General features: G+C 67.1%; 16 protein-coding genes. 6 read left to right on the forward strand and 10 right to left on the reverse strand.

Annotation, left to right across the window (positions count from 1 at the left end; all coding sequences use genetic code 11):
- Positions 1-476 precede the first annotated feature (476 nt).
- Entirely contained in the window at positions 477-617 is a 141-nt protein-coding gene (locus tag NOCA_RS27335) for a hypothetical protein (protein ID WP_158305607.1), read from the forward strand.
- Positions 618-1495: 878 nt separating this feature from the next.
- Here NOCA_RS27335 and NOCA_RS00605 read toward each other — a convergent pair.
- The gene (locus NOCA_RS00605; RefSeq protein ID WP_011751535.1) at positions 1496-2230 is read right to left on the reverse strand and encodes an SDR family NAD(P)-dependent oxidoreductase; all 735 of its coding nucleotides are present in this window, start codon (positions 2228-2230) and stop codon (positions 1496-1498) included.
- Positions 2231-2238: 8 nt separating this feature from the next.
- On the reverse strand, positions 2239-3801 hold the full coding sequence (locus tag NOCA_RS00610) for an FAD-dependent oxidoreductase (RefSeq protein WP_041545979.1): 1563 nt from the start codon (positions 3799-3801) through the stop codon (positions 2239-2241).
- A gap of 269 nt (positions 3802-4070) precedes the next feature.
- Here NOCA_RS00610 and NOCA_RS00615 point away from each other — a divergent pair, with 269 nt between their 5' ends.
- Both NOCA_RS00615 and NOCA_RS00620 read left to right on the forward strand, forming a co-directional pair.
- Positions 4071-4640 carry an MEDS domain-containing protein gene (locus tag NOCA_RS00615; RefSeq protein ID WP_238383324.1) on the forward strand — a complete coding sequence of 190 codons (570 nt, stop codon included), beginning with the start codon at positions 4071-4073 and terminating at the stop codon, positions 4638-4640.
- Positions 4641-4643: 3 nt separating this feature from the next.
- Positions 4644-5507 carry a hypothetical protein gene (locus tag NOCA_RS00620; protein WP_193371863.1) on the forward strand — a complete coding sequence of 288 codons (864 nt, stop codon included), beginning with the start codon at positions 4644-4646 and terminating at the stop codon, positions 5505-5507.
- Here NOCA_RS00620 and NOCA_RS00625 read toward each other — a convergent pair.
- A protein-coding gene (locus NOCA_RS00625) for an IS3 family transposase (protein WP_086000393.1) occupies positions 5485-6752 on the reverse strand; the annotation gives its coding sequence in 2 pieces (ribosomal slippage) (positions 5485-6398 and positions 6398-6752; 1269 coding nt in all). The genes NOCA_RS00620 and NOCA_RS00625 overlap by 23 nt on opposite strands.
- 195 nt (positions 6753-6947) lie before the next feature.
- Between NOCA_RS00625 and NOCA_RS00635 the strand changes: the two genes are divergently transcribed.
- Positions 6948-7712: a PucR family transcriptional regulator gene (locus NOCA_RS00635; protein WP_238383325.1), complete on the forward strand. Its 765-nt coding sequence runs from the start codon at positions 6948-6950 to the stop codon at positions 7710-7712.
- Between the two features lie 16 nt (positions 7713-7728).
- Here the strand turns inward: NOCA_RS00635 and NOCA_RS00640 are convergent, their stop codons facing one another.
- On the reverse strand, positions 7729-8664 hold the full coding sequence (locus tag NOCA_RS00640; RefSeq protein ID WP_011751541.1) for a TIGR03564 family F420-dependent LLM class oxidoreductase: 936 nt from the start codon (positions 8662-8664) through the stop codon (positions 7729-7731).
- Between the two features lie 41 nt (positions 8665-8705).
- Complete coding sequence (locus NOCA_RS00645) at positions 8706-10118, reverse strand: aldehyde dehydrogenase family protein (RefSeq protein ID WP_041545926.1); 1413 nt, start codon at positions 10116-10118, stop codon at positions 8706-8708.
- Positions 10119-10275: 157 nt separating this feature from the next.
- Here NOCA_RS00645 and NOCA_RS00650 point away from each other — a divergent pair, with 157 nt between their 5' ends.
- Complete coding sequence (locus NOCA_RS00650) at positions 10276-10977, forward strand: phosphoadenylyl-sulfate reductase (RefSeq protein ID WP_011751543.1); 702 nt, start codon at positions 10276-10278, stop codon at positions 10975-10977.
- On the opposite strand, the gene NOCA_RS00655 is transcribed toward NOCA_RS00650, so the two are convergent.
- From NOCA_RS00655 to NOCA_RS00675, 5 genes are read right to left on the reverse strand one after another with little or no spacing between them, the layout of a single operon-like run.
- On the reverse strand, positions 10974-12476 hold the full coding sequence (locus tag NOCA_RS00655; RefSeq protein ID WP_011751544.1) for a lyase family protein: 1503 nt from the start codon (positions 12474-12476) through the stop codon (positions 10974-10976). The genes NOCA_RS00650 and NOCA_RS00655 overlap by 4 nt on opposite strands.
- Positions 12473-13441, reverse strand: a complete 969-nt coding sequence (locus NOCA_RS00660) for a 1-aminocyclopropane-1-carboxylate deaminase/D-cysteine desulfhydrase (RefSeq protein WP_011751545.1) — start codon at positions 13439-13441, stop codon at positions 12473-12475. Before NOCA_RS00660 ends, NOCA_RS00655 begins: the two co-directional genes overlap by 4 nt.
- A complete protein-coding gene (locus NOCA_RS00665; RefSeq protein WP_011751546.1) occupies positions 13441-14793 on the reverse strand; it encodes a class-II fumarase/aspartase family protein in 1353 nt (450 codons plus the stop codon). The genes NOCA_RS00660 and NOCA_RS00665 overlap by 1 nt, the downstream gene beginning before the upstream one ends.
- Complete coding sequence (locus tag NOCA_RS00670) at positions 14790-15719, reverse strand: DUF7714 family protein (RefSeq protein ID WP_011751547.1); 930 nt, start codon at positions 15717-15719, stop codon at positions 14790-14792. Before NOCA_RS00670 ends, NOCA_RS00665 begins: the two co-directional genes overlap by 4 nt.
- Positions 15716-16501, reverse strand: coding sequence for a phosphosulfolactate synthase (locus tag NOCA_RS00675; RefSeq protein WP_011751548.1), 786 nt, complete (start codon positions 16499-16501; stop codon positions 15716-15718). The genes NOCA_RS00670 and NOCA_RS00675 overlap by 4 nt, the downstream gene beginning before the upstream one ends.
- 165 nt (positions 16502-16666) lie before the next feature.
- Between NOCA_RS00675 and NOCA_RS00680 the strand changes: the two genes are divergently transcribed.
- Positions 16667-18037 carry an FAD-dependent oxidoreductase gene (locus tag NOCA_RS00680; protein ID WP_011751549.1) on the forward strand — a complete coding sequence of 457 codons (1371 nt, stop codon included), beginning with the start codon at positions 16667-16669 and terminating at the stop codon, positions 18035-18037.
- Positions 18038-18046 lie beyond the last annotated feature (9 nt).

An 18046-nucleotide genomic window follows, 5' to 3' on the forward strand; every position in this document is an offset into this window, starting at 1 on the left:
CTGTCCGTTCGCGACGAATGTGTCGGCTCAGCCGCGGCTCATGTGTCCTGAGGATGGCAACGAGTCGTTCATGTTCGCCCTATCAGGTCGTGGAGATCGCGACATTTCGTTCCTACCGTTGCTCCGAGCAGGGCTCATGGCGACCGGATCTTCTTCGCTGCGTTTCTCGAGAATCCATTTCGTCGACTGGTCGTCGCCGGAAACCTGACAACAGATTGGAGATCCGTTATGCGCTCGGCAGCTCCCCTGATAGACGGGTTCCGTCGCGCCATCTCCCGGTTCCCCGGCGCCTGGGGAACGTGCGTCGTCGACGACCGCGAGGCCGTGTGTGCCCGGCTCGAGGGAGGTAGGAACGTCATCGGACCGGACTCAAGTGACGGGGACAGCTGGTTCCACCTGAAGCGCACCCCCTACAGGCGGTTCCTGCGCCGCAAAGTGACGAGTCGGGGCCAGCGCGGGGATCGGGGTGTCCGGTCATGACATGGCACACCGTCACGGTGGCCGAGGACGGTCTGGAGGAGCTCCTTTTATCGATCCGTCGCGCCGGCGGATCGATCACTCACAGCTTTCCCGGCTCGGCCGGGTACACCGTCATCTACGCGACGGTCGAGAACTAGACGGTGTATCACGAGGTTCTCAATGCGGAGCAGGCAGCGGAAACCTCCGCGTGGTGGCAGAGGGCCATGGAGGTCCCAAGCGATCAGGACGTCTGATCTCTAGAACGCCGCCTCTGCTGCGAGGGGGCGTTGCTCGGGTGAGAGGTCGACCGGCCGTGGTGCTCCAGCCCCGATGCCTGGGGCGCCCTCGAAGTGACGAGCTCCGTTGCGTCGACACCTTGAATTTACTCAGGGAGTCGTGGGCGCCATCAGCGCACCGGCACGTGGAACCCTGGACAGTCCGGAGAGGTTTCGCGGAAGATGTCGGCCCTCGCGGATGGGGGCAGGCTCGCGACCTAAGCCCGGGCATGGCCGCGCCAACAGCGGGCCAGGTTCACCGAGCTCGTTCGAGGGTGCGGCAGGGCAGGGAGACGACGCTTTGGTCGACATCGTCGACGTCCGCTGGCGCTCCTTTGCGCGAGGCGTTGTCGGTCACATTGGTTGACGACGACTGCCCAGGGCTGCAAGGTCCAACCCGTTCCCCCAACGGGACTCGAGTGGGTGGCCTCATGGGTCATCCCATTGCGGGAATCAACTTCGAAGCAGCGAATGAACCAACTGGAGCGCGAGGTGTGCGCCAGGGCTCGGTCTCCGATTGCCCAACACGCGGTGCCGCCTGCGCGACCGCAAGACGTACACCTCCTCCTAGATGCAACTCGCGGAGACGTTGGATCCCGCCGGACGACGGCCAAGACACGCGGCCAACGCCTGAGTCTGGCCCCGCCCGGGGCGGCGGGGCCAGACTCACTGGGCTTCAGCCCCGGTAGGTCGGGGCGCCGCCCCATCGCAGCGCCCCCGGACCAAGTGTCGAGCCTTGACGCCGAGCCACCCATGCGTCGCTACAGAGCGATCCACCCACCGTCGACGACGAGTGCGTGACCTGTCATGTAGGCCAGCTTGTCGGAGGCAAGCGCTACCACCGCATCGGCGATATCCTCAGGTTTCGCCACACGCCCAAGTGGGATCTTCGACTCAACTTGTGCGCGAAGTTCTGGAACATCAAGTCGCCATTGGGTCATCGGGGTCTCGACCATGCCGGGGCAGATGGCGTTGGCGCGGACGCCCGCTGCTGCGTAGTCGACGGCGAGCGACCTGGTGAACGCGATCGCCGCCCCCTTCGACGCGGTGTAGGCACATCGCCCTGGAAATGCGACTAGGCCGGCAACCGAAGCCACGGTGATCACGTGGCCCGACTTCTGGATCAGCATCGTTGGCAGTACGGCGCGGGTACACAGGAACGGGCCCCTGACATTGACCGCATGGACCAGGTCCCATTGCTCAACCGGCGTGTCATGACAGACAGTCGCCTCTGCGGACCCGGTGATGCCGGCGTTGTTGACCAACAGGTCGACCCGGCCAAAGGCATCGAGGATCGCCTCGACCGCGGATTCCACTCCGGCGGGATCGGTCACGTCGGCTTCGAGCGAGAGATCGGCATCCGGTGCGAAGCCCAGGTCGATGACGGCGACACGGTAGCCGTCGCTCGCCAGGCGCTCCGCCGTCATCTGGCCGATCCCCGAGCAACCACCCGTGACGACCGCGACGGGAACTGCTTCACCTTCCTTGACACTCATCGGCTCGCTCACAGGTCCGTGAGGTGCTGTTGGCCTGCCCTGAGTCGAGACAGCTGGATGAAGTGGTCGGGGTTGAGGAACAACTCATTCATCTCGCCCATCTCGTCGACGGTGATCCCCTTGCGGATGAGGTGATCGAGGTACTGGAAGGCGTCCTTGGCGCCGAAACCGACGTGGTGTGCGCCGAGCAGCCGACGAGTCTTCCCGTCGTAGACGGCCTTCTGGAAGCCGGTGAGCTCGGGCCGGGTGAAGGCGTAGAGCATGGACCCCTCGGCGCACGGGAGGGCAAGCTCGTCGTCGCGGATGCCCTTGGGCGGCATCTGGATGACAGCGATGTCGCCGTACTCTGCGCGCGCCTCCTCCTCGGAGAGACCCACCCACGTGACCTCGTACGTGGTGTGGAGGAAGTCCGGGTACTCGGAGAAGTCGAACTCGTAGGGGTCGCCCATGATGTTGCGGGCCGCGGTCATGCCGCACTTGCGGGCCTTGAACATCTCCATCGGCGAGCCGATGAGGTCACCGATCGCGTAGACGCCCGGCACCGAGGTCCGCATGCGCGAGTCGACCTGAACGAACCCCTTCTCATCCACCTCGATACCCAGCGCATCGACGAACGGCTTCGTGTGCGGCCGCTCCCCGGTGCCCATGAAGACGAAGTCGGTGTCGATCGTCTTCTCGCTGCCGTCGGCCAGCCGCACGCGGACACCGGTCACCTTGCCGTTGCCGATCACCTCGATCGGCTCGGCTCCCTCGAGGATCTCCATCCCCCGCTTGCGCATGTTGCCCACGACGTACGTGCGCAGATCCTCGTCGACGTGGTGCAGGCTCGCCGTACGCATCAGCGGGCTGCGGGACACGATCGTCGTCTGGCAACCAGCAGCCTGGTAGAAGGAGCCGTACTCCAGGGCAATCTTGGAGCCACCGATGATCACGCAGCGGGACGGCTCGTAGTCGAGCTCCTCGATGAGACTGGCGAAGTCGAACACCCCGTGCAGCTCGAGGCCGGGGATGCCGTCAGGCACGTAGCTGCGCGCGCCGGTCGCGAGGACGATGTTGCGAGTCGTGTAACGCCTCCCCGACACCTCCACAGTGTTCGCGTCGATGACGGTGGCCTCGGCATTGAGGATGTACTCCATCCCCAGCTGCTCCTTGCTCTGCCAGTTCATGAACGCGTGCGGATTGTTTCGTCCGGCTTTGAACAGGTCGACCAGGTCCCGGATGGAGGCACGCTTGTCGTCGAACTCGGGGAACCAGAGCGTCCCGGCGTTCCAACGCATGTAGTCCATCTCGCGGGCGGCCTCGGAGAACAGGTGGTGCGGCACGCAGGCCTGGTGCGGGCACGAGCCGCCAAGGAAAGGCCACTTGTCGATCACCAACTGCCGGCCGCCACGCGCCTGCAGGTACGCGGACCCGAAGCGCCCGCCGGCCCCGCCGCCGATGAAGATCGCGTCGTAGGGACGCGTGTCGTCGTGGTCGACGTTCTCGAGCGGCTCATTCACCTCTCCGGTTTCGGCACGGTGGATCAGGTCTTCCCACTCGGCCATGCTCAGCACGCTGTTGCGCAGGTCCATCGGTCTCTCCTCGTCGTTGGCCCGTGTGGCCGCCAGCGTCAGGGAGCGAGCGACCACGCCGCCATGTCCTGGTGGGGTGAGGCAACGCCCGGATCTCGCCCGCCTCGGACGTGTCCTTCCAGGACTAGTCGTCCTCATGGATTCAGCCTGGCGGGACTAGAGAGTTCTCTTGGGGTCGCCGTAGCATCGAAGGCAAACATCCATCAGCAAGGGAGGCCACGGTGCAGCCTTCAGAGCACCTGTCGTCGGTACACCTCGGAGTGCCCGGCGTGGACATTGCGCCGGGTGACCACATCTGTGCGTTTTACCCGACCCTGGCTGAGCGTGACGAGATCTTCGTGCCCTATCTAAGGGACGGTCTCCGGACCGGCGACAAGTGCATAGCGGTCCTTGACACGGATGACTTGGACGACCTCGGACAGGCACTGTCGGCCGAGTTCCCGGCGGTGGCCGGCAACAAAGAGCAGCTCGACATGCGTCACTCGCGCAACACCTACTTGGCGGATGGAGCGTTCGCCACGGAGGCCATGCTGAAGTTCTGGGAAGACTCCGTAAGCGGCGCTATGGACGACGGGTTTCAGTTCACTCGGATCGTCGGCGAGATGACCTGGGCGCTGAGCAACCTCCCGGGCGTCGATGAGCTGGTCAGCTACGAAGCGAAGCTCAACCGGTTGCTCCCTCGCTTCCCCCAGGTCGTCCTCTGCCTCTACGAACTGGACAGGTTCGACGGGGACATTCTGGTCGACGTGCTCAAGACCCACCCCAAAGTTCTCCTGGGCGGGATCCTGCTGGACAACCCCTACTACCTGGAGCCGGAAGAGTTTCTGGCGAGTCGGTGACCCATGGTGACTACCGCACCGGAGCACCCCTCGACCACCATGGTTGATGCGGATCTGCGCGAGCAGCTGTCGAACCTCCAAGGCTTGCTCATGCTCTCGATGTTGATGACCCAGAGCGGAGATCCGCAGAAGATCCTGCACCTCGCGGAGACCTCCGTCCCCTCCTTCGGGCGGTGCCACATCGTGGGCGCCAAGGTGGACGACAAGTGGCTGCCCGCAGCCTCCGCAAAGCTCACGCCAGAGGCCCAGATCCACCTGGCCACTCAGTTGACTGCACTCTCGGCGAGCGGTGGTGACCTCAGGATCGCTGGCCGCGGCTGGGTCAAGGCCCTCCCGCTCCGCACCCTGCACAGCCAAGTCGGCTATCTCGTGGTGGGGGCTGCAGAGCCACCACCGGCCAACGTGCAGTTCCTCCTGCAGGTCCTGGCTCAGCAAACAGGTATCGCCCTTGTCAACGAGCAACTCCATGCCAAGGAGCGCGCTACGGCCGAGCAGCTCCAGGGTGCCAACGAGACCTTGGCGTCGACTGTCCGCGCACTCGAGCGCACCACCGAGATCCACGTACGCTTTACTCGGGTCGCAGCAGCCGGTGAGGGACAGGAAGGCATCGCACGCGCTCTTCACGAGCTCACCGGATTCTCGGTGGCGATCGAGGACCGCTACGGAAATCTCCGTGCCTGGGCCGGGCCCAACCAGCCCGAGCCGTACCCCAAGGATCCCCAAGCCAAGCGTGAGCAGATGCTCAGGCGAGCACTGCGAGAAGGCCGGCCGGTGCGCGAAGCGGGCCGGCTGGTCGCGATCGCGAGTCCGGGCCTTACCCCCGGTTCTTGGACACGGGGTTGGATTACGCAGCTGACGGGAGCCTAGCTGCGATGGTGCCGGTCTCGAAGGCGACCGGGGACTGGTAGCGGCACCAGGAGTGCCGGCGGCGGTTGTTGTAGCGGATGAGCCACCGGAACACCTGGCGGCGGCAGGTGGTCTCGTCAGGCCACACGTTGGCGTCTTGGAGGACCTCGCGTTTCAGGGTCGCGTTGAACGACTCCGCGAGTGCATTGTCGGCGCTCGTGCCGACGGCACCCATCGACTGGGTGACGCCCAGGTCGGCGCAGAGCTTGGCGTAGTCCTTCGATGTGTAGACCGACCCGTGGTCGCTGTGAAACACAGCGCCGGCGAGGCTGCCGCGGGTGAGCTGGGCGGCCTTGAGGGCGTCCTGGACGAGCTCGACGCGCATATGGTCCGCGACCGCCCAGCCCGCGACTCGGCGGCTGTAGCAGTCGATCACGGTGGCCAGGTACAGGTTCGTGCCGTCCGCGATCGGTAGGTACGTGATGTCGCCGACGTACTTGAGGTTGGCCGCGTCGGCGGTGAAGTCCCGCTTGAGCAGGTCGGACACCTTCTGCTGCGACGGCTCGGGGATCGTGGTCCGGACCCGTCGTTTGCGTTGGTAGCCGCGGATGTCGTGCTCACGCATCACCCGGGCGACCCGCTTGTGGTTGACCCGTTCGCTCGGCGCGACGCCGTCGTTGAGCTCGGCGGTCGCCCGTGGTGCTCCGATGGTGTTGTCCTCGGTGTGGATCGTCCGGATCTTCTCGGCGAGCTCGGCGTCGGCCTCGGCCCGCGCCTCCCGGCCTGGCGCGGCAGCCTGCCAGGCGTAGAACGACGAGCGTCCGATCTCGACGAGCTCACACATCCGCTTCACCTCGAAGGCGTGCTGGTGGTCGGCGACGAACTGGAAGCGGGTCACCAGCGCGTCTCCCCAGCGAAATACTTGGCTGCCGACCGGAGAATTTCACGCTCGGTGGTGAGCTTCTGCTCGCTGACCTCCAGTTCGAGGACCCTGGCCTCGAGTCGGGCGATCCGCTGCTCAGGGGTTTCTTCGGCCGCCACCTTCGAGGCGCGCCGTGCAGGCTGGTCGGTCTTGAGGGGGCTGGAGGTCAACGTGCCGTCAGCAGCGGTCTTCTTGCCGGTCCCGAACTGCTCGAGCCAGTGGCGCAGAGTGCCACGCTCGACCCCCAGGTCATCGGCGATGCCACGCACCGTCGCCCCCGGAGTGGACTCGTACAAGTCGACGGCCTGCCGACGGAACTCATCGGAGTAGTTCTTGCGGGCCATGGTGAGGATCATCTCGCTTCCCCAGCGAATGCTGGATTCAGCGTGTCCAAGAACCGGGGTCAGGGCCCTCCCGCGGCCGACGTACTCGGTGTGCTCGCGCTGGTCGATCCCGGCCAGCAAGCCGGTGAGCAGGAACAGATCGCCATAGAACACGGCGCAACAGTGCTCGCCATGGAGCTGGCTCGCCTCCGCAGCTTGGCTGAGACCGAGCTCCGCATCCGACGCGACCTGGTGGACGAGCTGCTCACCGGGACCGAGGAGTCGAGCGCACTGGCGCGCGGGCAGGCGCTGGGACACGACCTGGAGAAGCCGCACCGTGTAGTGGTCGTCGAAGGCCACGGGCGAGCCCACGACAGCAATGCGTTCTTCCTCGCCGTACGACGAGTCTCACGCCAGCTGCACGCCGGGAGCCTTCTTGTAGCCCGAGGGGAGTCGGTCGTTGTCCTGTCCGAGGCCGACCTGGACTGGGAGAAGTTCCGCGGCCTGGTGATGACAGAGCTCGGAGGTGGACGCTGCCGACTCGGCGTCGGCGACTATTGTCACGGCCCCAAAGACTTCCCACGGTCCTACCGAGAGGCTCAGATCGCCCTGCGCATGCAGCGTGTGGCCAAGGCGGAGGACCGCGCAACGTCGTACGCGGATCTCGGCGTCTACCGGATCCTCGCCGAGGTCGAGAACCCGATGGCTGTCGAGCGGTTCGTGCGCCATTGGCTGAACGCGCTCCTTGAGTATGACGCCCGCAAGGGCTCCGAACTCGTCCACACCCTGAGTCGCTACCTCGAGTGCGGCGGGAGCTACGAGGCCACGGCCGCGGCACTGTCGGTCCACCGCAGCACCTTGAAGTACCGGCTCCAGCGGATCCGCGAGATCTCAGGCCACGACCTGACCCACCCCGACACCGCCTTCAACCTCCAGCTGGCCACTCGAGGCTGGCAGACCCTGCAAGGCCTGCAGAGCTGACACCTCGCGTTCCTGCTCACAATTCAGGCGCCATCTGCGCGAGGAGGGCGCGCGTGCGACGCACACTCGCAGCAGCGTCATCGCCAACGGGAAACACGGTCGCCCACAACTCGGTAGCGCCCACGTCGGCGTAGCGCCGGAGCTGCTTCTCCACGACATCCTCGGGACCGACAACGGCCAACGCCCCAGGCGAGGCGACGCCTTCGCGGGCCAGCAGCCGGGTGTAGTTCTCCAGAGTGCCGTAGCGCGCGAAGGTCCGCTCCGCCTCCTCCTTGCCGGCCTCGGCATCGTCACAGACTGCGATCTGCACGGCCGCCACAACACGTGGCTTCGAACGCCCGGCTGCGGCAGCGGCTCCGTGCAGCCCCGGCACGATGTCGCCTTCCAGTGTTCTCAGCCCGGCCATCCAAGTCACCACGCCGTCGGCGAACTCCCCCGCGACGCGCACCATCTGAGGGGCCAGTGCGCCGACCACGACCGAGACCGGATGCGTCCCGGGCACCGTGAAGCCGCCGTTTACCCGAAAGAAGTCTCCGCCGTAGGTGACCTCACCGTCGCGAAGCAGCGGTTCCAGAACCGACAGGTACTCCCGCATGTGCGCCGCGGGGCTCAGGTACGGGATCCCGTGCATGCCTTCGATCACCGGCCGGTGTGAGACACCCACGCCCAGCGTCAGCCGACCCCCGCAGAGGGCCTGCGTCGTTGCCGCCTGCTGAGCCAGGGCCAGCGGATGCCGCGGATAGGTCGGCACGATGCCCACGCCCAGGTCGAGATTGCTGGTCTGCGTGCCGGCAACCGCCATCACGCTCAATGCATCGACCCCACGCGAGAAATGCACGGACCAGGCCGAGGGGAATCCCTCCTCTTCCGCCTGCCGAGCCTCCTCGACGATGGTTCCTGGCGCCATCGGAACCCCGAGGACGTCACCACCGATGCCGATAGCGATACGCATGATCGACCAGCCTCCATTCCGTTTGATGCGACCTCGCCCGCTCAGCGACCGAAGCGCGCCCAGTGGTCGGCGAACAGGTCGTCCTCTGTCACGACCTTGGGCGCCACGGGCCGCGACACCCAGGTCAGGTTGATGAAGTGGCGGGCGTTGACGTTCTCCGTGGTGATGTTGCCTCCCCAGGTGCCGCAGCTGAGGCTAAGCGTGAAGGGCAACCCGTTGCGGGCGCTGCCGGCGCCCTCGTTGAGGTTCTGGTTCACCATCACACGAGCAGTGCGGGTCCCCAACGCCAGAGCCTCAACATGGTCGTCGACGGTGGTATGGATGCCGCAGGTGTGGCCGAGCCCCTGGTAGCCGGTGATCGCGTTCACGAGGTCGACGGCCTTGTCGATGCCGCCCGTGTAGCGGTACGCCGCCAGCACGACGGAGAGCTTCTCGCCGGAGAACGGATGCTCGGGGCCGACGCCGTCCTCCTCGACGATCAGGAACGTTCGGTCGTCGGCGATGCTGAAGCCGGCGAGACCAGCGATGGTGCCGGCCGGCTTGGCGATCACGTCAATACTGGGGATGTGCCCGCCGTCGGGCCACATGGCGTGCTGGAGCGCCGCCTTCTCATCCGGCGAGCAGAGGTGCCCGCCCCGGGCCTCAAGCCGGTCGAGCAGGTCGGCGTAGACCGAGCTCTCCACCACCACGGCGTTGTCCGCAAGGCAGCTGGTGGCGTAGTCGAACGTCTTGGCCACGACGATGGTCTCGGTTGCATCGGCCAGGTCTGCGGTCTCGTCGACCACATGGACGGAGTTGCCGACGCCCACGCCGTAGGCCGGAGTGCCCGAGCTGTACGCGGCCTTGACCATTCCGGCTCCCCCTGTGGCGACGACCAGGTCTGCCTGCTCCATGAGCCGCTGGGTCTTGGCGATCGAGGCCGCGGAGAGTGTCTGGACCAGGTCAGCCGGTGCGCCTACCTGAACGCAGGCCTCGCGCATGTAGTCCACCACCGCTGAAGTGGTCTCCTGGGTACGCGGATGGGGCGCGACCACGATGGCGTTGCGACCCTTGAGGGCCAGCAGCGCCTTGAGCGGCGGTGTGGCGTCGGGGCCGGTCGTTGGGATGAGGGCCGCGACGACACCGACGGGCTTGGCGATCTTCACCAGCCCACGGGTCGGGTCCTCTTCGACAACCCCGACCGTGACGACGGACCGCATGTCGGCCAGCACGCCCAGGACCCGCTTGTTGATCTTGACGACCTTGTCCTCGAAGTTGCCGAAGCCGCCCTCGTCCACAGCTAGCTTCGCCAGGCCCTCGGCACGATCCGGCCGCGCGACAGCCCAAGCGACAGCGGTGCACAAGGCATCGACCTGCTCCTGTGTGTAGTCGGCGATGGCTTCCTGTGCTGCACGAGCGCGGCGGACGATCTCGTCCACCTCTTGCTGAGCTTGTGCCTGCTTGTCCTCTGACATTCCAACTCCTCGACCTTGGCGGTATTCGTCCTGCGACGCCAGGCAACTGTGCATTCCCGACGACCACCTGGGGACCGGCCCGCGAGGGCCAACTCGGACGCGGAGTTCGACCGCCGAGGACGTCGCTACTCGCGCGTCGCCGTCCGACGCTTGAGCGATGAAGACACCCTCCGAGATCAGCAGGCTTCGCTCGCTGGTGGCACAGCGCGCGCGCGATCTGGAAGGCGCCTCCGCTGAGGCCGTGATCAGCTGGGCGCAGGAGACCTTCGGAGCCCGGCTGTGCGCGACGTCCTCGATGGGCGACGTCGTCATCGTGCACCAGGTGTCTCGGTACGCACCGGGTCTGGATGTGCTCTTCCTGGATACCGGCTACCACTTCGCGGAGACGCTGGCCTTTCGTGAGCTCGTGTCGTCGTCGTACGACGTGAACGTGGTCGACCTCCGACCGGAACGCAGCGTCGAAGAGCAGTTGCAGCTCTGGGACCGCGACCTGTTCGACTCCGATCCGGACGGTTGCTGCCGGCTTCGGAAGGTCCTTCCCCTGCGGCGCGCACTGACGGGGTATGACGCGTGGGTCACCGGGATCAGGAGGGCGGACTCCCCGCGGCGGGCGGAGACTCCAGTGCTGGCGTGGGACGAGGTCAACCAGGTCGTGAAGGTGGCGCCTTTGGCGACCTGGACCCGCGAGATGGTGGAGGGCTACCTCGAGGACCACGCACTCCCCCGCAACCGGCTAACGGAGCTCGGTTACACGTCGATCGGATGCCAACCCTGCACCTCTCTGCCCACCGGGCTGGACCCGCGGTCTGGCCGGTGGCCCGGGCTGCAGAAGACCGAGTGCGGACTCCATCGGACCTAGGAAAGCGTGAGCGCCTCTGCGCGTCGTACGACGGCGTGCTCCGCGATCTCCGCTGCCGTGCGGGTGTCGCGTGCCCACTGCTGAGCGTGACCTGCCAGCTGCTCGATCCTCTCCGCGTGTTCGCGTACGCGGTTGGGCGCGCTGCCGCCGAGGACATCTCGTGTGGACACGATTGTGGCCGGGTCCGTGATCGACTCGACGTCGGGGAGGTCGGACAGTCCGTGGCCGAAGAGGTCCCACGCCGCGATGTCGAGGTGTGACCGATCCAGGACGGTCCGCTCGCCTTCCACTGCAGCCGCCACGGCGCGTCCCACGACTCGATAGGCGGACCGGTAGTCCAAGCCCTGATGGAGCACCATCGACTCGGCCAGGTCCGCGGCACCGGTGAAGTGCGCACCCGCTGCCCTGGCCAGAGCTTCCTCGTCGACCTCGAGCGACCTGACGACCGCGGTCCCGAGTCTCACCAGCCGGGTCGCGAGGTCGACGGACGACGCAACCTCCCCATAGGCGTGCAGCCAGTTGTCGGTGCGGGCCGATGGTGTCCGCTGAGTCGCCATCAGGCCGGAAGTACGTCCCAGAAGGACACCGGCACCGGCCCGGATGACGGCGAGTGCGTAGGGATTCCGCTTCTGGGGCATGAGCACGGACGCCCGGCACAACGATGCATCGAGCCTCACGTAGCCGAAGGCCGGGCTGGCGAAGATCTCGAGGTCCTCCGCAAGACGGTCCACCGTGGCTGCCGTCTGCGTCGCGGACACGACCGCATCGACTAGTCCGTCGACCGACCACATGATGTCGCGGGTGTGCCAGCCGGGCTCATCGAACCCCAACGTGGCCGCGTCCCGTTTCCGGTTCACCAGCACGGGCGAACCACCCACGCCGCCGGAACCGGCTGGGGAGCGGTTGGCCCAGCGGTGGGCCGCCTGGATGCGGTCGAAATGCCGGGTCGTCTCTTCCGCGAACGCGCCGAGGTAGTGCCCGAAGGTCGAGGGCTGAGCGGGCTGCAGGTAGGTCGTATCCGCCCAGAGAGTCTCGGCGTGGAGTCGCGCTGCGGACGCCAAGGCGAGGGCGAGGTCGCCCACCGCGTCGTGCAGGTCCAGCAGCTTGCGTCTCAGGGCGATCCGAAAGGCGATGCGTCCAGCCTCACGGCGGGTCCGCCCGGTGTGGAGCCAGCCGGCTGCGTCACCGATGCGGCTCTCGAGCTCACGTTCCCTGCTGTTGTAGGCATCGCCATACACGGGGTCGTACGGGAACTCCTCGGGGGGCGTGGACAGGATCTGCAACAACTCCCGGGCCAGGTCCTTGGCCGCCGACGCCGGAACGACTCCGGCCTCCACGAGTGCCAGGACGTGGGCCAGGTCGGCGAGTCCAAGGCCTTCATGCAGCAGCGGTGCATCGGCAGTTTCCAAGGTGTAGCCGCTAGCGATGAGCTCAGGGGCGGGCCCGCTCGTGATCCTCGCCTCGGCTCCCAGGTATCCCGCGGGGACCTCGATGCTCACAGTTCCGTGCCCTTCATGAAGAGGGTGGGTGCGCCTCCGGTGACCAGGAAGATCACCGGCCCTCGGACGGTTCCATGCCGGACTTCAGCCAAGAGAGCCGCCATCGCCTTGGCGCCGAACACCGGGTCGAGGAAGATGCCCTCGGTCCGCGCGACGAGCTCGGCCGCCGCGGTACCCGCTGGCGAGACTTCGCCATAGCCGTCGCCGAGGAACCCGCCGAGGACGTGCGGCGCTGCTCGAGCCGTGTCATCGGCGTCGAGCAGCTCGAGAGTGGCCGAGGCGAGCTCGCCAACGCGGACCTGGGCCTCTTCAGGAGTCCGGCTGGTGGCGACCCCGACCACCGCAACGTCCCATCCCAACCAGTGCGCCCCGGCGAGAAGTCCTGCCTGGGTGCCGCCGGATCCGGTCGGCACCCAGAGCGTTGCGGGGTCGACACCCACCTCCGGCAGTTGCCGCACGAGCTCCACAGCGGCCCGGAGATAGCCCAGGCACCCCAACGGGGTGGCCCCGCCTCTCGGCACGACATAGGGAAAGCGACCGGCCGCGACGAGCTCGTCGGCGACCTTGCCCAGCATGGAGTCGACAGAGCAGCGGTCGAGCTCACCGGTGTAGCGGATGTCTGTACACGTCACCTGGGTGAGCAACAGGTTGCCGCTCGCCTCAGGTGGGTCACCATAGAAGACAAGGTGCGGCGAGAACCCGGCGGTGCGGGCGGACAGTGCCGCGAGCATCGCCCAGTTGGACTGCGGGCCGGCCCCGGTCACCAGTGCGTCGCATCCCTTGGCCACAGCGTCCCCGAGGAGGTACTCCAGGGTGCGGACTTTGTTGCCACCGAGGCCTCGGCCGGTCAGGTCGTCTCGCTTGAACCACACCTCAACACCGACGGCCTCGGACAGGCGGGGCGCGTGGACGAGCGGCGTCGGCGCCAGCACCAGGTGCAGACGGGGCAGGTCCGGCAGGTTCATCACTTATGGGCCCCTGCCTCGAGGACGCGTCGAACGAACTCCGGGGCCGCCCCGATGGCACCGGCTGGGTCGAGTGCGGCGCGGATGGCCTCTTCGGACAGCACGCTGCGGATAGCCGGCTCGACGAGCAGCACTTCCTCGAAGCACAGGCCCTCCTCCCTGCCGCGCATCGCGGTCTGGTAGACGAGCTCATGCGCGGCGTGCTTCCCCAGCTGAGGAGACAGCTCGCGCATGACCGGTTCCGACATCACATAGCCGCCGCGGTCCGCAAGGTTGCGGGCCATCCGTGGCTCGTCCACCTCCAGCTCTTCCAGCAGCTGACAGCTCATCGCAACGGCGGTGCCGGTCAGGATGCAGGCCTCAGGCAGGAAGATCCACTCTGTCTTCCAGGCACGGCCATCCCGCTCATGCTCGTGGAGCATCGCCTCGAGTGCGAGCCCGACGTGCGAGCGGACGACGCGCGCGAGTGTCACCAGGTGCTCGGAGATCTCGGGGTTGACCTTGTGGGGCATGGTGATGCTGCCGACGACGCCCTGATGGGCTCCCTCGCGCACCTCCCCCAGCTCTGGTCGTTGCAGCTGGTAGATCTCCTGTCCGATCTTCCCGAGCGTGGACGTAAGCATGCCCAGCAGCCCGACGAACTCGGCGATCCGGTCCCGTGCCGTGAGCCAGGCGATGTCCGGCGCCTGCAGCCCCAGCCGCGCAGCGAACGCGTCGAGAAGCGGCAGTGCCTGCTCCCCCCAGAACTCCATGGTCCCCAGAGCACCGCCGAGTTGCACCACGCTCCATCGGGCCGTCCCTTCGGCCAGTCGCTCACGGTGCCGGGCGAGCTCGGAGGCCCAGACGGCAGCCTTGAACCCGAAGGTGACCGGCAACCCGGCCTGTCCGTGGGTCCGACCGCACATCACCGTCCCGGCGTGCGTCTCGGCCAGGCGCCGGGTCGCTTGCTCCACCCGGGCAAGGTCTCGGTCGAGCACGATGGCGACCTGCTTGAGCATCAGCGAGGTCCAGGTGTCGGAGACGTCCTGGACGGTCGCCCCGTAGTACACCCACTCCTGCGCCGAGGGCGGCAGGATCTCCTGCAGGCAGCGGATGAGGCCCAGAGTGGAATGGCCGGTCGATCGGGTCAGCTCTGCGACCCGCGTGAGGTCTAGCCGCTTCACGTCCGCATGGGCACGGATGGACCGTGCTGCCTCATGCGGAACCAGACCCACTTCGGCCTGGGCCTCCGCCAGGGCGGCGAGGATCTCGAGCCAGCTCTGGATCCTGCCTTCGTCGTTGAAGAGCTGACGTAGCTCATCGGTCCCCCAGAGGTGTCCGTACAGTCCGGAGTCGATCGGGTGCGCAGTCATGCGTTCACCGTCGTCGACTCGGCGATGACGGGCGCGCCGGGCGCGGGGAGTCCGACCAGCCGGCGCAGCGCGACTCGCACCTCGTCGAGGTTCGAGCCCCAGGGCACGATCGCCGTGCCGGGTTCGACCTCGACGCCACGCTCGAGTAGACAGCACTTCGAGAGCGTGAGCGTCCCTTGTCCGTCGGTGTCAACGCGACGGCGCGGGCACAGGTCCACCCGGGCAGGCTCGTCGCCGTAGAAGTGGCGGTGAAACTGCAGGGAGCGCTCACATCCCAGCATCAGCCAGTCCCGCCGTGTTGGTGGCCGGGTGTCGAGGAAGTCGACCTCCCCCGGCAGGTCCACGCCGGAGCCTCGGCATGGCAGGAGGTATCTCTCGGCCGGGTTCGCCTCAGCCAGCGAACCGATGTCCACGGCGTCGAGCTCGAGCCGGATCGGGGGCAGGTCCTCGTCGAAGTCCACGACCTGCTGGGCCATGGTCAGCAGCTTGGCCGGCCACGGAGGCACGACCTCGGTCACCCGGATGACAACGGGCTCTGGCTGCCAGATGAAGTTGATGTGCTCGAAGCGACCCCGTACGGCGTACGCGAGCACCCCTTCACGCAGATGCTCGGCCGCGACCGCGGCGAGGGCGGAAGCGTTGCCGACATCGGTTCCGGGCGAGTCAATCATCAGCACCTGCTCCGGACCTGCCAGCAACCGCACGCCCACGACCGGCGAGAACAACGGGACAGTTGAGACCTTCTCGACTGCGAGCAGCGCCCATTGGTCACCACGGTGCAGCAGCAGGAACTCGGTGCGCCGGTAGACGTCGCGGCCGAGCAGGAGGTCGCCCAGGGCAGCCTCGCTGAGCTCGACGTCGACTTCCTGGACCGACAGCCCCCGGTATGGCCGGGTGATCAGGTTCGGGAGTGGATCGCTGATCATGCGAGTGCTCCGACCGACGTTGGCGCGCCGAGGAGTGCAGTGTCGGCGCGGAGCCCCAGCCGAAGCGTCTCGAGGGCAAGTACCTCATCGGTCCCGATGTTGCCAAGCCCTACGTCGGAGCCGAACTTGCGCACGAACCAGGTCTGGTGTGACTTCGTCGGCGCCTCGAAGATGACCTTCCCGAGGGGCATCCTCGCGGCGATCGCTTCGGCGAGGCCAACCCGAGGGGTGCCGTCTGAGTGGTAGAGCCCGACCGTTCCGCTCTCTCGACCCTCGGCGATGACATGGCGCGCGCCGGCTTCGAGGTCGGCCTCCATCTCGTCGACCCAGAGGTGGGCGGTGACCGGCGCGTCGCCGTCTTTGGTTCCGGTCTCGGCGAACACGATGAACTCGCCTGAGAGTTCCCGGACCAGGGCCCGTTTGTCGTCCGAGGACATTCGTGCCAGACCGTTGGACACCTCCACGGCTTCGACGCCGATCCGGTGTGCCCAGCGGGTCAGTTCCGGGATCCGCCCCTGGGCCGCGCACACCTCGAGCAGGGTCCCGCCCAGACACAGGGTCACCCCGGCTTGACGACAGAGGACGGCGCGCTCCTTGATGTGCGGGTCGACGTACGCGATGCCCCAGCCGACCTTGAGTACGTCGATGTAGTCGGCCGCCTGCTCGAGCAACGCGTCGAGCGCAGATACGGTCAGCCCCTTGTCGAGCACATGGGTCAGCCCGGTTGTGCGGGGCTTGACTGTGCGCGGCGGCAGATCGAGAAAGTCGGGCTTGTCATGCATCGGTGGCAGCCTCCATTCCTTGGTAGTGCCCCGAGGCTAGGTACTCACCAGGGCACCCGTCGCTGACCGAGCGGGGTGAATACCCCTCCCGGCTTCGTCCTGACAAGACATGGAGCCCACGGCTCCGACGCGCATAACGTTCGCCGGAACCGAGAGGAATGGTCCATGAGACGACGACTGGTGGTGGTAGGCGCTGGTGCGGCAGGCATGTCCGCCGCATCGGCAGCGAGGCGAGTTGACAACCACCTCGAGGTGGTTGTCCTCGAGGCTGGCAACCACGCTGCGTACGGCCTGTGCGGCCTGCCCTATTTCCTCTCCCACGTCGTCGCTGACGTGGACTCCCTGCGCGCCTACCCGCCGACGTACTTCCGAGACCAGCGAGACATCGACCTGCGCTTCGGTGCAGAGGTGGTCCGGATCGACGCCGAGCGACAGGTCGTCCACCACCGCACCGCCGGACGCACTGGGCTCCTGCACTACGACAAACTCATCCTGACCGCGGGCGCCACCGCCTTCCTCCCCGCGGTCCCCGGCCTCGACGACGACCACGTGTTCACAGTCCGCGATGTCGCAGAGTCAGTCCGGCTACGAGGCCTCCTCGATGCCGGTCATGTCGGGCACGCCACGGTTGTGGGTGGTGGTTACATCGGCCTCGAGGTGGCCGAGTCGCTCGCGGAACGGGGCATCTCTGTGACCCTGGTCGAGGCGCTACCCCGGCTGATGGCCAACCTCGACCCGGAGCTCTCGCAGCGTGTCCAAGACGAGGTCGAGCAGCACGTCGTGGTCCGGCTCAACTCAGCCCTGAGCTCGCTGGTGCGCACCGACCGGGGGCTCACCCTCCGGCTCGCCGACGGCAGCGCGATCGAGACCGACGTCGTCATTGTCGCCACCGGCGTACGACCGGCGAGCACCCTCGGCTCGAGCATCGGCGCCAACACCGGCCCCGGCGGCGCCCTCCTGGTCGATGAGCACATGCGAACTTCGGTGCCCAACGTCTACGCTGCCGGCGACTGCATCGCGCCCAACCACATCGCCACCGGGCGACCCGCCTTCATCCCGCTGGGCCCGACGGCCAACAAGACGGGCCGGGTGGCTGGCACCGTAGCCGCCGGCGGAAGCGCTTGCTTTGCCGGGATCGCTGGGACCGCGATCGTCAAGGTGTTCGGTATCGGCGTCGGCCGTACCGGCCTGACGTTGGTCGAAGCGCTATCGGAAGGCTTCGACGCCCAGGCCACAGATGCGGTGGGGAGATCCCGGGCCAAGTACTTCCCCGGATCAGCCCAGGTCGACGTCCGGCTCGTCCATACCGGCGACGGACGGCTGCTCGGCGCGCAGTTCGTCGGCCAGGGGGACGACGTCGCCAAACGAGTCGACGTCACCGCAGTCGCCCTGCACGCCGGGCTCGGCGTCGAGGACCTGGCCGACCTCGACCTGTCCTACGCCCCGCCCTTCGCACCGGTCTACGAGCCGGTCCTGCTGGCCGCCAACGCCGCGGTCGCCGCGCTGAAACCCCTGCGGCTAGCAGCGGGCGAGTAGAGACCACAC

It is taken from the genome of Nocardioides sp. JS614 (assembly GCF_000015265.1).
Classification (GTDB): Bacteria; Actinomycetota; Actinomycetes; order Propionibacteriales; family Nocardioidaceae; genus Nocardioides.

What these genes read in the sequence shown, in the direction of transcription:
- NOCA_RS27335 (WP_158305607.1), top strand. Translation starts at nt 477, where the DNA reads ATGACATGGCACACCGTCACGGTGGCCGAGGACGGTCTGGAGGAGCTC.
- NOCA_RS00605 (WP_011751535.1), bottom strand. Translation starts at nt 2,230, where the DNA reads ATGAGTGTCAAGGAAGGTGAAGCAGTTCCCGTCGCGGTCGTCACGGGT.
- NOCA_RS00610 (WP_041545979.1), bottom strand. Translation starts at nt 3,801, where the DNA reads ATGGACCTGCGCAACAGCGTGCTGAGCATGGCCGAGTGGGAAGACCTG.
- NOCA_RS00620 (WP_193371863.1), top strand. Translation starts at nt 4,644, where the DNA reads ATGGTGACTACCGCACCGGAGCACCCCTCGACCACCATGGTTGATGCG.
- NOCA_RS00640 (WP_011751541.1), bottom strand. Translation starts at nt 8,664, where the DNA reads ATGCGTATCGCTATCGGCATCGGTGGTGACGTCCTCGGGGTTCCGATG.
- NOCA_RS00645 (WP_041545926.1), bottom strand. Translation starts at nt 10,118, where the DNA reads ATGTCAGAGGACAAGCAGGCACAAGCTCAGCAAGAGGTGGACGAGATC.
- NOCA_RS00650 (WP_011751543.1), top strand. Translation starts at nt 10,276, where the DNA reads ATGAAGACACCCTCCGAGATCAGCAGGCTTCGCTCGCTGGTGGCACAG.
- NOCA_RS00660 (WP_011751545.1), bottom strand. Translation starts at nt 13,441, where the DNA reads ATGAACCTGCCGGACCTGCCCCGTCTGCACCTGGTGCTGGCGCCGACG.
- NOCA_RS00665 (WP_011751546.1), bottom strand. Translation starts at nt 14,793, where the DNA reads ATGACTGCGCACCCGATCGACTCCGGACTGTACGGACACCTCTGGGGG.
- NOCA_RS00670 (WP_011751547.1), bottom strand. Translation starts at nt 15,719, where the DNA reads ATGATCAGCGATCCACTCCCGAACCTGATCACCCGGCCATACCGGGGG.
- NOCA_RS00675 (WP_011751548.1), bottom strand. Translation starts at nt 16,501, where the DNA reads ATGCATGACAAGCCCGACTTTCTCGATCTGCCGCCGCGCACAGTCAAG.
- NOCA_RS00680 (WP_011751549.1), top strand. Translation starts at nt 16,667, where the DNA reads ATGAGACGACGACTGGTGGTGGTAGGCGCTGGTGCGGCAGGCATGTCC.